Source organism: Coleofasciculus sp. B1-GNL1-01, assembly GCF_040220235.1.
Lineage (GTDB): Bacteria > Cyanobacteriota > Cyanobacteriia > Cyanobacteriales > Coleofasciculaceae > Coleofasciculus.
Window position 1 is genome coordinate 1 of sequence record NZ_JAVJTO010000005.1, and the last position, 13,721, is coordinate 13,721.

Consider the following 13,721-nt stretch of genomic DNA (forward strand, 5'->3'; position numbering starts at 1 on the left):
AGCCCTACGCAGTCTGGTGGAACGGTATGGTTGTATCGCGGGCTATCCCGATGGCACCTATCGCGGGAATCGAGCCTTAACCCGATTTGAGTTTGCTGCTGGTTTGAATGCGTGCTTACAGCAAATTGAGCGTTTACTCCCCAATGGCGAACTGGAGGGGAGTGATTTGGCAACCTTACGACGGTTGGTGCAAGAATTTGAGGCGGAATTGGCGACTCTGGGAGCGCGAGTGGACAATTTGGAGGGTCGAGTCGCCTTTTTAGAGGATCATCAGTTTTCCACAACAACCAAACTTCGCGGAGAAGTCAGCTTTTCCCTGAGTAGCGTGTTTGGGGATGAAAAGGCAGATGGTAGTGGAGAAGATTTGGAAGATGAAGTGGTTTTCGACAACCGAGTGCGTCTATTTTTAGCGACGAGTTTTACAGGAGAGGATTTGTTACTAACTCGTTTGGATGCACTGAATCCGGTTCCTTTTGGTCCGGGTGAAGGAGATAATCCCAATATTACCGGAACTAGCATGACCCGCTTCGCTTTTGATGAAGGCAATGATAATGATTTAGCTCTTGGCAAGATAAGATATAGCTTCTCTCTGGGAGAAATGGCAGCGTCACATAATCAGGAAGAAGAGGAACATGGACATGGTGCCGTTAAAGATGCCAAACTTTCCTTTATGATTGATGCCGTTGGCGGCGAGTTTGCCGGGAACTTTGCCAACTATAACGAGTTTTTCTCGGGAGAAATGACGGGGGCAATTTCTCGTTTCGGGCGTTTCAATCCGATTTATTATCAGGGAGTCGGAGGCACGGGTGCTAGTTTGACCTATAACTTCAATTCGGCACTTAATTTATCCTTGGGTTATTTGGCTGCCAATGCTAATGATCCGAGTCAGAAAAACGGATTGTTTAATGGTCGCTATGCTGCCATCGCCCAACTGGGGATTGAACCGAGCGAAGCTTTGCGTTTGGGTCTGACTTATGTGCGTTCCTATTATCCTGGGGGAAAGGTGGTGGTTTCTGGGAAGACGGGGAGTGAATTGGCAAATGTGCCATTTGGGGAAGATACTGCCACGTCAGCGGATCAGTTTGGGCTTTCTGCTAGTTTGCGTCTCAGTCCCGCTTTTACGCTTTCGGGGTGGGGCGGTTTGACCCTGGCTCATGCTCAAGATAATGGTTTCAATAATGGTGTCTTGGTGGATGAGGGCGATGACGCCACTATTTTTAACTGGGCAGTTACCCTGGCATTGCCTGATTTTGGCTCAGAGGGGAGTTTGCTGGGGTTTGTTGTCGGACAACCGCCGAAGGTGACGGATAATGATGGCGGTTTTGAGGATGATGATACGTCTTGGCATCTGGAAACTCAGTATCGTTATCAACTCACGGATAATATCGCGATTAATCCGGGGGTGTTCGTGATTCTTAACCCAGAACACGATGATAACAATGACACGATTTGGGTGGGGACGCTTCGCACCATCTTTGAATTCTAGAGACGTGCCATGTGTAGAGACGTAGCATGCTACGTCTCTACATTCATTAAGAATTGGGTGAAAGGGATTGTCGCCTAGGGCAAAAACGTTTAGTATATGATAATGATAATCATTTTAAGCAATATATGGTAACAGCTCAAGCCTCCAGTACCATTCCGGTTACTGTTCTCACCGGCTATCTCGGCGCGGGGAAAACCACCCTGCTCAACCACATCCTCACTTACGAACATGGCAAGAAAGTCGCCGTCATCGTCAACGAGTTTGGAGAAGTCGGTATTGATAACCAATTAGTGATTGATGCCGATGAAGAAATCTTTGAGATGAACAACGGGTGCATTTGCTGTACCGTCCGAGGGGATTTGATGCGGATTATCGGGAACCTAATTAAGCGGCGTAACAAGTTTGACCATTTGGTGATAGAAACCACTGGACTGGCTGACCCCGCCCCCGTAATTCAAACCTTTTTTATTGATGAAGATATGCGGCAGCAACTGCTTTTAGATGCGGTGGTAACGGTGGTGGATGCCAAGCATATTTGGCAGCATTGGGAAGCAGATGAAGCGCAAGAACAGATTGCCTTTGCTGATGTAATTTTGCTCAACAAGACAGATTTAGTTTCCCCGGATAAGTTAGATGAATTGGAGAAGCGAATACGGGGGATGAATGCTCTAGCAAAAATTTACCACACCCAAAACTCTGAGTTAGGCATGGAGGCGTTACTGGGTGTGAAAGCCTTTGACCTCAACCGTGCTTTGGAGATTGATCCCAACTTCCTCAGCGAAGATGCTCACGAACATGATGAGTCGGTTCATTCCTTTGCTTTGGTTGAATCAAAACCTGTGGATGGGGAAAAACTGAATAATTGGCTCTCGCAATTGTTGCAAACCAAGGGTCCTGATATTTTCCGGATGAAGGGAATTATCAACATGGCTGGAGAAGAGCAACGCTTTGTCTTTCAAGGGGTACATATGTTGTTTGATGGTCGAGGCGATCGCGCCTGGAAACCTGGAGAACGCCGCAAAAGCGAACTGGTGTTTATTGGTCGCAATTTAGAGGAAGCGAAGCTGAGAGAGGATTTTAGAGCGTGTCTGGTTTAGGGATTACCCAGAAAAATCTATTAGAACAACAGTGGTGTGGGCAACTCTCGGAGTATGTCACGGCTGTGGCTTGGTCCGTTGATGGGTGTTTAGCGGTGAGTTCAGCGGCGGGGGAGGTTCTGCTGTGGGATGGGGGGAATGGTGACTCACGCTTAATTCTTGGTTCAGACAACACAGGTGAACAGTCGATTGATTGTCTGGACTTTTCCCCCGATGGGCAATTTTTGGCAGCCGGAGGACAAGATGGTGGGGTGAGAATTTGGCAGGTGAAGCCCCAACTTCAATTGATCACGACTCTCAATAATGCCCCCAAATGGGTTGACCACCTGCGTTGGAGTCCCACGGCTAACCAATTGGCATTTAGTTTAGGGCGTTATGTTCAAGTGTGGGATGCGGCTGAACAAGAAACGATTATCACATTACCTTTTGACTCGTCCTCAGTATTGGGAATGACTTGGCAACCTCAAGGACAGCATTTAGCGATCGCGGGTGATCAGGGTGCTAAGGTTTGGGATAGTCGAAATTGGGATGATGACCCTTTCCTTGTCGATATGGCGGCGGCGAGTATGGCGATTGCTTGGTCACCGGATGGCAAGTATCTCGCGTCTGGTAATCTCGATTTAACCATTACAGTCGTCCAATGGGGTAATCCTCATCCGTGGGTGATGCGGGGATTTCCCGGCAAAATTCGTAACTTGAGATGGTCAAAATCCCTGTCAAATACTGCACCATTGTTAGCGGCGTCCAGTGGTGAGGGGATTGTGATCTGGAAAAAGCAAACGGATGATCGTCAGGGTTGGGATGCACGGGTTTTAGATCTGCATACTGAAATCGTCCAGGATATCGCTTTTCAACCCAAGAGTTTACTGTTAGCGTCAGCGAGTAATGATGGCTGGGTTTGTCTGTGGCAAAAAGCCAAGCAAATTGCCCAAATTATGAACGGTGCTACCCAGGGTTTTTCTTGTCTGGCTTGGCATCCTGGAGGAAGTCAATTGGCGGCTGGTGGTCAAAATGGGGAGGTTTTAGTGTGGTCAGAATCCAAACGGGGTAAAGGATTTGGTTAATGAAAGTTTGCTGAATAAGGAACATATATATGTAGAGACGCGCCATGGCGCGTCTGGAAAGCTGGCACAGAGAATAAATAATCAATAAATGACAATAGTAATGGATTTATTTTCTCGGACTGACCAACAAACCCATCCCGAAAAAATCCAGCAAATTAAACACTGGATTTATCAGGTTTTGGAGATTAATGAAAAAATTTCCGTGTCTCTGAGTCAATTGCGTTGTAGTGAACCGGGATGTCCACCCATTGAAACTGTTATTGCCATCTTGGACAAACCCCAGCGACAGTATAAAATCCACAAACCTATTGCAGAACTAGAACAAATTGACATTCAAAACTTGCTACCTTTGACGAGGAATTAAAATACAACCATAAATTTCTCAATCAATGGCGACAACGAATTGGGTTAGCCTTTCACAGTGATAGAGGATATCGCTTATGGTTTAGCCAATTTGCAATTACCCAAAGCCGAATTTGAACAAAAGCAATTATAACGATGACTCAAATTCTTGATGCTTTGCCCCCAGATTTTCCCGCGAAAATATTATGTGGCTATTTCAATCAGACGAGACAAGTTCAGATTGTGCGGATTGTCAATATTTCCAATTGGTACTTTGAGCGAGTCGTATTTCCTCGGCAACATCTCTTATTTGAAGCCTGTTCTGAGGCTCAACTGGAAATTTATACAGGCGCAATGAACCAAGAAATTATTCTAGATAGAATTGGCTGCGATCGGTTATGCATTCAACGGAAATTCATCCGATCGCCTAACCAAGACTTAAAAAAACTCCCAGTTTTTCACCATTCCAGTCATCGAACGTTCAACTAGAGCGTCGGTCAAGTATTCCGAGAAACCGGGTTTCTCGTGAGGATGACAACGAAATATCAAGCTTTCACCCAAAGAAACCCGGTTTCTTGACCGATGTCCTAGCCTGTTCTTGATCGTGTCAGATTCTCGAATCCATCAACTACTTTTGTGATCTAGATTGAGCAAAATAGATAGCTAAATTCCCCTGATTATTACTGTCAATTGCTTTAACCAATGTCATCAAAAAACTCCGTTTCTCATCACTTTACATCAGCCAACCTCCTGTTACCCAATCGCCCCAGGCGTCTGCGTCGCACACCAGCCATGTGCCGGATGGTGCGAGAAACTCAGCTTAGTGTTAACGATCTAATTTATCCCCTGTTTGTTATGAAAGGCGAGAGTCATCAGCAGGAAATAATGTCCATGCCGGGATGCTACCGTTATTCCGGGGATTTACTACTCAAAGAAGTAGAAAACGTCTTTGAATTAGGGATTAATGCGATCGCGCTATTCCCAGTTATCCCTGAAGACAAGAAAGATGCCACCGCCATGATGTTGCAGGGAACGTAAACATCCCATCTACCGATCATTGGAGTTATACCAACCGAGACTCTCATCCTAAAAGATAACCATGATACAGACAACAAAACAAACAGAATTGGAAATCGTAAACCTTCCCAAACGAGGAATGCCAGTCACAATTATTACCGGATTTCTGGGGAGTGGCAAAACCACCTTAGTTAATCAAATTCTCGAAAATAAGCAGAATTTGAAAGTCGCTGTTTTAGTGAATGAGTTTGGAGATATCAATATTGACTCCCAGCTTCTGGTTTCTTTCGATGAAGACATGGTGGAGTTGAGTAATGGTTGTATCTGCTGTACAATTAATGATGGGTTAGTTGATGCTATTTATCGTGTTTTAGAACGGGAAGACCGGATTGACTATTTAGTCATTGAAACCACGGGAGTGGCTGATCCGTTACCTATTGCGATTACCTTTTTAGGGACGGAACTGCGAAACTTGACGCGGTTGGATTCGATCTTAACGGTAGTCGATGCGGAAACGTTCACTCCAGAGCATTTTGACAGTGAAGCCGCGTTTTCACAGGTGGCGTATGGTGATATCGTTTTGCTGAATAAAACAGATCGCGCTGATCCGAAAAAGCTGGATGAATTAGAGAGTTATATCCGCGTAATTAAACAGGGAGCAAGGCTCATCCGTTGTCAATATGGTCAAGTGCCATTACCTTTAATTTTGGATGTGGGATTAACCCAGATAGAGAACTACCAGCAGGAGTTAGAGGAAAGCCAGCACCACGATCATGATCATTCCCATCATGATCACTCCCATCATGATCACTCCCATCACCATCATGATCACTCTCATCATTCCCATCACTTAGAAAATGATGGATTTGTTTCCCTGTCTTTCCAGAGCGATCGCCCTTTTGATGTCCACAAATTTGAGTATTTTTTGACTGAACAGATTCCGAATACTGTGTTTCGGGCAAAAGGCATTCTCTGGTTTAGTGATAGCCCTTTACGCCATATCTTTCAACTCAGCGGTCCTCGTTTTGAATTAAACGCTGAACCTTGGTTAGGTTCGCCTAAAAATCAGCTCGTCTTGATTGGGCGTCATCTCGATCTAGATGAAATCAAAACGATACTAGACAACTGTCTGGCTGAATCGGTAAAATTATAGTCAATTAATTGTTAATTGTTGGCTGAATTTCATTTCCGTTTCACTTCAATTTTGTCGTTTATCAAATCCTTCCATCATGACCTTATCTCAATCAAAGCCGATGGCGTTAAATGGTGTAATGCCATCCCTTTCAACTTCAGATCAACCCCTTGTCTCTGACGAAGAAATGAGGCAAGCTGTGCGTACTTTGTTACTGGGATTGGGAGAAGATCCAGACCGCGAAGGATTACAAGATACCCCTAAGCGTGTGGTTAAAGCTTTAAAGTTTTTGACATCGGGTTATCACCAATCCCTGGATGAATTACTCAATGGTGCAGTATTTACCGAAGATGCTAATGAAATGGTGCTGGTGCGGGATATCGATATTTTTAGCTCCTGCGAGCATCATATTCTGCCGATTCTCGGTCGCGCTCACGTTGCCTATATTCCCAATGGTAAGGTGATTGGACTGTCCAAAATTGCTCGGATTTGCGAAATGTATGGGCGGCGCTTGCAAGTACAGGAACGTCTGACGGCACAAATTGCCGATGGACTCGTGGGATTACTCAAGCCTAAAGGTGTAGCTGTAGTCGTGGAAGCGACGCATATGTGCATGGTGATGCGAGGTGTGCAAAAGCCAGGGTCTTGGACTGTGACCAGTGCGGTGCGAGGGGTGTTTGCTGAGGATGCCCGGACTCGCCAGGAGTTCATGGATTTGGTGCAACATAACCCAAGGTTTAATTAGCGTGCCTGTTCGTTAGGGGCGATCACCTAATCCTAGGAGAAAGCCCTTTTTTTGCGTCTTGATGATCAAAATTATTACTATAGCATTTCCAAGCTGTACGTGAAAATCTTACCCCTCCCAAACCCTCCCCTTAGCAAGGGGAGGGCAGGGGTGGGGTTCACAACTCAAATGAAAACGCTATATACAATTGGTTTAGGGCGAGTCAGATCGTTCAATCCGCCAATTTGTCGTTATTCAACAGGAGGGATTTTATGACCTCTAGTGTCAAACCAGTTCGTCCCACATCTGTCACCGCTTCTGGGCGGGGAATACCTGTTACCATCATCACAGGTTTTTTGGGAAGCGGCAAAACCACGCTGCTCAATTATATTTTGCATAATCGTCAGGACTTGAAGATAGCCGTTATTGTTAATGAATTTGGCGACATTGATATCGACTCCAAACTCTTGGTATCGATTGATGAAAATATGGTGCAACTGAGTAATGGTTGTATTTGCTGCACGATTAATGAAAATCTGGTTGATACGGTTGATGGGTTAATTCACCGTGATAATCCAGTGGATTACATCCTGGTTGAAACCACGGGGGTGGCAGATCCGTTGCCAATTATGCTGAGTTTTATCACCACAGAATTACAAACCGTTACTCACATTGATTCCATATTGACGGTTGTTGATGCCGAATCGTTGACGCCGAATCACTATGACAGTGAAGCGGCACTGAATCAACTCATTTTTGCAGATATTATTCTGTTGAATAAAACCGATTTGGTTGCCCCAAAACGAATCAATCAACTCAAGGAGTATATTCGTTCCCTGAAACCTGAAGCTAGAGTCCTCCAAACCCAATATGGACAGGTGTCATTACCACTGATTTTGGATGTGAACCTTAATCAGCCTAGCACCTATCAACGTGCAGCACCAGCCGAGCATCATCTAGCTGATGATCATCAGTCTCACCATCTGGAACATGATCAGTTTATGGCAGTGTCATTTGAGAGCGATCGCGCCTTAAATCTGCCCAAATTTCAAGCCTTTATCGATAACCTACCTACCAATGTTTATCGGGGTAAGGGCATTCTCTGGTTTCAGGGGAGTCAGTTACGCCATCTGTTTCAATTAAGTGGTAAGCGATGTGATATGAAAAGTGAACGTTCTCATCCTCCTCATTGTAATCAACTCGTTTTCATTGGACGAAATTTAAATGCCGAGTGGATTCGACAAGAATTAGCCGATTGCATGGCAAGTTAAGAACTGAAATAAACGATTCATCCTGTTAATAAGTATCCGATTTTAGCATCTGATTCAAAAACGATAACCTGATTATCATTGTCAGAATAGGGAAAAGAAATGATCAGCAGTACAACTAACTTAAAAGGTGTCGATGTTCCCCAGCGAGGAATGCCTGTCACCCTGATTACGGGCTTCTTAGGTAGTGGCAAAACCACTTTGCTCAACTACATCCTACAAAACCGTCAGGATTTGAAGGTAGCCGTCTTAGTTAATGAATTTGGCGATATCAACATTGATAGCCAGCTTTTAGTTTCCGTCGAGGAAGACATGGTGGAACTGAGCAATGGCTGCATCTGCTGTACAATTAACGAAGGTTTAGTTGAAGCTGTCTATAATGTATTAGAACACAAAGACCGGATTGACTATTTGGTCATCGAAACGACGGGATTGGCTGACCCATTACCAATTATGCTGACGTTCCTGCGAGGCGATTTAAGGGAATTGACCCGCCTCGATTCGGTGTTAACAGTCGTGGATGCCGAAGCGTTCACACCAGAACATTTTGATAGCGATACCGCGTTAGATCAGCTAATTTATGGTGACGTTATTATCCTCAACAAAACGGATTTAGTTGCCGAGGCTAAAGTTGATGAATTAGAACATTATATCCACTCCGTAAAAGCTGAAGCGAGAATTTTACAGGCACAGCAGGGTGAAGTTCCCTTACCCTTAATTTTAGATGTGGGATTAACCAATGCGGCTGACTATGCCGACAGGGAGGCGAGTGACTCTGATCACCATTCTGAACATGAGCATAATCACCATCATGAGCATGACTCTGAGGATCATGCCAATCATTTAGCTAATGATGGATTTATCTCTGTGTCTTTTCAAAGTGACCAACCCTTTATTATGGAGAGTTTCGGAGAATTTTTGAATGAGTTACCAGCCACAGTGTTTCGCGCTAAAGGTATACTCTGGTTTAAAGAAAGTGAACAGCGCCACATTTTTCAACTAAGCGGTAAACGGTGTGATTTAAAGACAGATGATTGGTCAAGTTTACCCAGCAATCAACTCGTTTTCATTGGACGCGACTTGGATGCCAAGCAAATTCAGAGCCAACTTAAGACTTGTCTGGCATCAGAGCAAGTGTCGGTCAGATAAATAAAAATTCTATTTTCAACATCTCCCCTAAGAGATTACAGCAGATTTCAGGTTGATAAGGTACAGCCTCAAGTCTGTGTACCTCACTTACATGAAAAGCGCTGTAAGAATCCTTTTTTTGCCCTGGCGACTAGAAGTCGCAGCTACACAAACAAAGTCCGCCTGCGCGGACTAGCTTATAAAGGGGGTGGCTAACCGGATTTGGTGTTAAACAGCCGCATGGCGTTGAGAGTCACTAACAGAGAAGACCCCATATCCTCTAAAACCGCCATTGGCAGTCCAATTACCCCCAAAGTTCCCAGGAGAATGAACGTTCCATTCAGAACTAAAGCAATGACAATACTTTGCTGAATCACTTTAAGTGTGCGGCGACTGAGTTGGATGGCATAAGCCAAGCGCCTTAGATCGTTACCGACAAGCACGACATCAGCGGCTTCCAGCGCAACATCGATGTTGCCGACGGCAAAACTGACATCTGCCGCAGCCAGGGCGGGAGTATCGTTAATGCCATCCCCAACCATGCCTACCGTTCCTTTGTGGCGAAGGGTGTAAATTGCCTCAAGTTTATCTTCAGGTAGTAACTCAGCTTGATAGTCATCCATACCAACCTGTTGAGCAATCTCAGAAGCAACGGGGATGCGATCGCCTGTCAGCATCACCAGTCGCTTTAAGCCAATTCGTTTCAACAATCGTACCGCTTCAATGGATTCCAAACGGAGTCCATCTGCTAGGGCGATCGCTCCAATTAAACCTTGTCGAGTTCCAACTAGCACGGGAGTATGTCCAAGAGATTCAATCTCAGCCACCCAGGATTCCCCTGCTGCTGACAGAGGAATGTCTTGCTCTGCAAATAACCGTCGATTGCCAACCCCATAAACGGACTGTCCGAACTTTGCCCAAACTCCCTTACCGGGGATGGCTGTCAAGGTTTCTGGAGTATCTAGTTCCATTCCCTTTGCTTTCGCTGCTGTCACAATCGCCTTTGCTAGGGGATGTTCCGATTGTTGTTCTAGGGAAGCCGCAATCAGCAACACGGTGGACGCCTTCATTTCTTCCAGGTTATAGACCTGTTGTACGACAGGCATCCCCTGAGTAATCGTGCCAGTTTTATCAAAGGCGAGGGTTGTCAACCGTCCGGCTGTCTCTAGCGCATTTCCACCCTTGAATAAAACACCGTTTCGGGTTGCAGCCCCAATCGCACTCACCAGGGAAACGGGTGTAGCAATCACTAAAGCACAAGGGCAGGAAATGACTAGCAATACCAGTGCCTTATAGATCCACACATTAAACGGTTGAGCCAACACTAACGGTGGGATAAGCGCAATCCCTGCTGCCAAAGTAAGAACAATCGGCGTGTAAATGGCAGAAAAGCGATCGACCCACTGCTGGATAGGAGCGCGGCTTTCTTGGGCTTCCTCCACTAAATGAATGATGCGGGAAACGGTTGTGTCTTTGGCGCTATGAGTTACCTGAACCTCCAAAAAGCCAGTCTGGTTCAGCGTACCTGCAAAAATGCGATCGCCTTTTTCTTTTTCTTCTGGGACAGATTCTCCCGTAATCGGAGATTGGTCAACAGCACTGATGCCAGACACCACTATGCCATCCAGTGCAATGCGTTGTCCTGGTCGGATTGTCAGCATCTCGCCAACTTGAATCTCTTCAACCGGAACTGAAACCTCTTGCCCGTTCCGCTTAACTGTTGCAGTTGGTGGAGTCAAGTCCATCAAGTCGCGAATGGCATTGCGGGTGCGACCGAGAGTGAAAGTCTGTAAGGTTGTCCCCAAGGCAAACAAGAACATAACCAGTGCGCCTTGGAACCAAAAATTCAAAATAGCCGCTCCAATCGCCGCAAGCGTCATCAGCAAGTTCATATCTGCTCGACGCAGTTTCAAGGCAATCCATGCAGCTCGTGCAACTGGCAGGAACGCAACCAGTAAGCTAACGATATAGAAGCCTTGGGCAATCCAACTGAGGGATAACAATCGTTCGGCAATCAATCCCAGCACTAAGCCCATACCACTGAAAAGAACCGTCTGTCCCCGTCGCGTCAACAGCCAGAATTGCCAACCTGTCAAGTCAGACTTGGGCGAATGCTGGTTGGTTGTCGGCTGACTAAGTTTTTGAGTAGGGGTCTTTTCCTGCGCCTGCTCAACGGTATAGCCTAGGTCAGTCACACGCTTGATGATGTCGGCTTCACGGACGTGGTGAGGGTGATAAGATACGTTCAATCGTTCCGATGCAAAGCTGACGGATACCTCAGTGACTCCAGCCAACTGCTGCACACTCGCTTCAATCGTCTTGGCACATCCCCCACAATCCATCCCTCTGACCTGTGCTTGCAGCGTTTTGGTGGGATTGGCTGGAGCGATATCAAGGGTGTAACCCATTTCCGTGATGCGATCGCGAATCACCCTTGCCTCGACTTGGGATGGGTGATAAGAGACGGTAAGCTTGCCACTGGCAAAGTTGACACAAGCCTTTTCTACACCCGGTAGAAGCACTAGATTTGCCTGAATGGTTTTGGCACAGTTAGGGCAGTCCATCCCATTAACGATTGCTTGTAAGGTACTGTTCGAGGGGGTTGTTGGGTTCATGAGACAATTGACTATTGAGCAAAGACAGGCGACCTGGATTATCGACAGCCGGGTAATTCGATACAACTCGACCTATCCGGTTCTCATATCAGTGACAACTGATATGTCTTCTTTAAAGCTATCATTAAATATCAGTAACAACTGATATGTCAAGCCACAAGCCTGTTAACCCCTATCAATGATTGCCAAAACTCAAGCCTGAAGTTCCCCCAGCCCAAAAATCAAAACTGCTTTACCGTGCGGCTTTCGGCGATTTTTTAGCTGCATTACATGGGTACAATTTTTGAAGACTTGAGCGTTCAAACCATTACGGTATAAGGCTTGACGCTGGGTGCAGTACATTTGTATGGGGGGACTTCAGATTAATGCTGTCGCTGGTTTACCTGGAGGCGGACTCGGGGAATCAACCTGGATTTGGTATAAATTAGGTATTCCCTGTTCCCTGTTAAGAGTTCCCTGCTCCCTTTGGCTTTTATGAAAACAAGCAAGCCACCTCACTATCTATCACTCCCTCAATTCTTTGTTAATTAAAGCACGAATTTGTTGAATAAATTCGCTCGGTGTTTGAATCAGTAAGCCACTTTGAGCCGATACTTCTGGCGTGAAATCTTTCGTGTTTAGTGTCAGCAAACGATTGACATGACCGACTACCGCAGCAGCTAAGATGGGAGCATCTTTAGGTTCGATAATTGCTACCCATTGCTCTATCTCTGTAGTAGAAGGATTGGGTAGAATTTCAGGAGCGATAGTAGAGATAATTTGCCTAAAAACGGGAAGAGCTTTTGGCAGTTTTTTCATCAGGTTGCGCTCGCACTCGTCTACAACCTGCTCTGAAATTACAACCTTGAACAATCCAATCTCTGCCATTACAATCACGGCATGGCTAGCACCACTGGCAGAACCGCAAGCTGCAATCAATGCACTTGAATCAAGAAATACTCTAATCACGGTGCTGAGATTCTTCCCAAATGGTTTGCCTCTCTTCCTGTAACCCTTCTAATAAGTCTCCTAAACTAACCTGGCTGGTATTCATTAGGGAGACAAAGCGATCGGCAATAGAACTAACTTGAGGCTGTCTAGGAACAAGTAAAACCAACTCCCCAATTTGCAGCAACAGTAACGAAATTTCTGGACTCACCTGTAAGCTATCCAAAACCTCTTGTGGAAGTGTTACTTGACCTGCTTCAGCAATTGACAAAGGAAATGTCTTAATCGTAAGTTCTTGGTCTTTTGATAGATTACTCATCGTTCTAGCCGATAGTCTGGATAATAAGCTTGTCGGTTCTCTAAATCGGCGACGGTAAGTGACATACTGCCTCCAACCGATATTCGCGTTCTGCATCTATTGTGCCATCGCCACCCACTACTCTGTCCATGTTTGTTGCCGATGAGGGCTGCCCAAATGCTACTTAGAAGGAATGGCACGCTGATTAAGGCTGGTGGGCAGTACCCATCCTATGCTAGATCAAGGTTTTGGCGCTTCAAAGCAAATTTTCAGTATCATTGTACTGAGAATGTTCACCAGTGGTGAGGATGAGATTTCGATGCGATCGCACAATCCTCCCTTCCTGTTCCAACCGATTGATTAGGCGAGTTACGGTTACCCGAGTAGTCCCAATCGTTTCGGCAATATCCTGATGAGTCAGGTGAAAGTTCAGCAATTTACCCTGAGGAACTGTTTGTCCAAATTGACAGGATAGCCATTCTAACAGATGCAGCAGGCGGGCATAGGCAGAGTGCTGATGTAGAATATTCAATAGTTCTTCGCTTTTGCAAGCATGAATCAGTAACGCCTCTGGTAACGATTGACTCTCTAAAGGGATTTGACTTGCCTGTACTCGAGTCAAA

Annotated in this window: 13 protein-coding genes and 1 pseudogene; 10 read left to right on the forward strand and 4 right to left on the reverse strand. The window is 45.6% G+C overall.

Translation table 11 applies throughout. The features are described 5' to 3' along the window. The 10 genes and pseudogenes from RID53_RS00800 to RID53_RS00845 all read left to right on the forward strand — a co-directional run. Positions 1-1,486: iron uptake porin (locus RID53_RS00800; protein WP_446386314.1), on the forward strand; the 1,486-nt coding region annotated here is incomplete at its 5' end. A 125-nt stretch (positions 1,487-1,611) separates the two neighbouring features. After that, on the forward strand, positions 1,612-2,583 hold the full coding sequence (locus tag RID53_RS00805; protein WP_446386315.1) for a CobW family GTP-binding protein: 972 nt from the start codon (positions 1,612-1,614) through the stop codon (positions 2,581-2,583). Further along, a complete protein-coding gene (locus RID53_RS00810; protein WP_446386316.1) occupies positions 2,571-3,647 on the forward strand; it encodes a WD40 repeat domain-containing protein in 1,077 nt (358 codons plus the stop codon). The genes RID53_RS00805 and RID53_RS00810 overlap by 13 nt, the downstream gene beginning before the upstream one ends. An 88-nt stretch (positions 3,648-3,735) precedes the next feature. Beyond that, complete coding sequence (locus RID53_RS00815) at positions 3,736-4,011, forward strand: hypothetical protein (RefSeq protein WP_446386317.1); 276 nt, start codon at positions 3,736-3,738, stop codon at positions 4,009-4,011. Between the two features lie 134 nt (positions 4,012-4,145). Continuing rightward, positions 4,146-4,478: a DUF1830 domain-containing protein gene (locus tag RID53_RS00820; protein WP_446386318.1), complete on the forward strand. Its 333-nt coding sequence runs from the start codon at positions 4,146-4,148 to the stop codon at positions 4,476-4,478. A 213-nt stretch (positions 4,479-4,691) separates the two neighbouring features. Then, positions 4,692-5,003, forward strand: a pseudogene (locus RID53_RS00825) (porphobilinogen synthase); the annotation flags it as partial. An 85-nt stretch (positions 5,004-5,088) separates the two neighbouring features. Then, positions 5,089-6,159 (forward strand): CobW family GTP-binding protein, encoded by a 1,071-nt coding sequence (locus RID53_RS00830; RefSeq protein WP_446386319.1) that lies wholly within the window; start codon positions 5,089-5,091, stop codon positions 6,157-6,159. A gap of 76 nt (positions 6,160-6,235) precedes the next feature. Next, positions 6,236-6,883, forward strand: coding sequence for a GTP cyclohydrolase I FolE (folE, locus tag RID53_RS00835; protein WP_446386320.1), 648 nt, complete (start codon positions 6,236-6,238; stop codon positions 6,881-6,883). A 251-nt stretch (positions 6,884-7,134) separates the two neighbouring features. Further along, positions 7,135-8,133, forward strand: a complete 999-nt coding sequence (locus tag RID53_RS00840; RefSeq protein WP_446386321.1) for a CobW family GTP-binding protein — start codon at positions 7,135-7,137, stop codon at positions 8,131-8,133. Positions 8,134-8,232: 99 nt separating this feature from the next. Beyond that, positions 8,233-9,279, forward strand: coding sequence for a CobW family GTP-binding protein (locus RID53_RS00845; protein ID WP_446386322.1), 1,047 nt, complete (start codon positions 8,233-8,235; stop codon positions 9,277-9,279). Positions 9,280-9,470: 191 nt separating this feature from the next. On the opposite strand, the gene RID53_RS00850 is transcribed toward RID53_RS00845, so the two are convergent. From RID53_RS00850 to RID53_RS00865, 4 genes are all read right to left on the reverse strand, one after another. Next, a complete protein-coding gene (locus tag RID53_RS00850; RefSeq protein WP_446386323.1) occupies positions 9,471-11,873 on the reverse strand; it encodes a heavy metal translocating P-type ATPase in 2,403 nt (800 codons plus the stop codon). Positions 11,874-12,377: 504 nt separating this feature from the next. Then, a complete protein-coding gene (locus RID53_RS00855) occupies positions 12,378-12,821 on the reverse strand; it encodes a PIN domain-containing protein (protein ID WP_446386324.1) in 444 nt (147 codons plus the stop codon). Continuing rightward, entirely contained in the window at positions 12,814-13,119 is a 306-nt protein-coding gene (locus RID53_RS00860; RefSeq protein ID WP_446386325.1) for a hypothetical protein, read from the reverse strand. Before RID53_RS00860 ends, RID53_RS00855 begins: the two co-directional genes overlap by 8 nt. Before the next feature lie 235 nt (positions 13,120-13,354). Next, positions 13,355-13,721: Crp/Fnr family transcriptional regulator (locus RID53_RS00865; protein ID WP_446386326.1), on the reverse strand; the 367-nt coding region annotated here is incomplete at its 5' end.

What these genes read in the sequence shown, in the direction of transcription:
- RID53_RS00805 (WP_446386315.1), top strand. Translation starts at nt 1,612, where the DNA reads ATGGTAACAGCTCAAGCCTCCAGTACCATTCCGGTTACTGTTCTCACC.
- RID53_RS00815 (WP_446386317.1), top strand. Translation starts at nt 3,736, where the DNA reads ATGACAATAGTAATGGATTTATTTTCTCGGACTGACCAACAAACCCAT.
- RID53_RS00820 (WP_446386318.1), top strand. Translation starts at nt 4,146, where the DNA reads ATGACTCAAATTCTTGATGCTTTGCCCCCAGATTTTCCCGCGAAAATA.
- RID53_RS00830 (WP_446386319.1), top strand. Translation starts at nt 5,089, where the DNA reads ATGATACAGACAACAAAACAAACAGAATTGGAAATCGTAAACCTTCCC.
- folE (WP_446386320.1), top strand. Translation starts at nt 6,236, where the DNA reads ATGACCTTATCTCAATCAAAGCCGATGGCGTTAAATGGTGTAATGCCA.
- RID53_RS00840 (WP_446386321.1), top strand. Translation starts at nt 7,135, where the DNA reads ATGACCTCTAGTGTCAAACCAGTTCGTCCCACATCTGTCACCGCTTCT.
- RID53_RS00845 (WP_446386322.1), top strand. Translation starts at nt 8,233, where the DNA reads ATGATCAGCAGTACAACTAACTTAAAAGGTGTCGATGTTCCCCAGCGA.
- RID53_RS00850 (WP_446386323.1), bottom strand. Translation starts at nt 11,873, where the DNA reads ATGAACCCAACAACCCCCTCGAACAGTACCTTACAAGCAATCGTTAAT.
- RID53_RS00860 (WP_446386325.1), bottom strand. Translation starts at nt 13,119, where the DNA reads ATGAGTAATCTATCAAAAGACCAAGAACTTACGATTAAGACATTTCCT.